The 566-nt window shown below is 39.2% G+C and carries 1 pseudogene; it reads right to left on the bottom strand.

Annotation, left to right across the window (positions count from 1 at the left end):
• Window positions 1-406 precede the first annotated feature (406 nt).
• Window positions 407-566: pseudogene (potD, locus tag CIK04_RS27950) on the bottom strand (spermidine/putrescine ABC transporter substrate-binding protein PotD); the annotation flags it as partial.

Here is a 566-nt window from a genome sequence, read left to right as displayed (position 1 = left end):
ACTTTTGTTTCAAGCCAAAGAAGACAGTGGCATATCTAACAAGCTGAGAAGATCCTCACTTGCCACACTGGATGGCAAGATAAGAATGGATGGCAATAAAACGGAATAGAACGGTATTGAACGCATGTTGTCTGCTACTTGTGGCGACGACGAATCGAGCTAAACACTCATTGTGTCACTTTATCAAAATAATCAGAACAATGTACCAATAAAGAGGTGCGCAAACATCAAAACACAGCTCATATTTCTATTTTTGTGAGCCACTAAGACAAAACTTATATCGCCAACGAAAACCTTCAATAATCCATTTTTATCAATTACTTAAATTCATTTATTTTAATGATTAAATGAACTTTCTCGGGAAAATAAAAAGGAGCGCATTGCGCTCCTTAGGTATAAAACGTGCTTATTGTGTTCTTAAACGCTGCCAGTATTTCTCATAAATGGCGAGCGCTTCTGGACCCACATCATTAATAAACTCCCCTTTCTTCACATCAGCATCAGCCGGGAAAATCGTTGGGTTGTTTTTAGCTCATCAGGCAACAGCGCTCTACCCGCGTTTGTAG

The sequence above is a fragment of the Vibrio sp. 03_296 genome (assembly GCF_002265885.1).
This window is presented reverse-complemented; position numbering and strand designations above follow the sequence as displayed.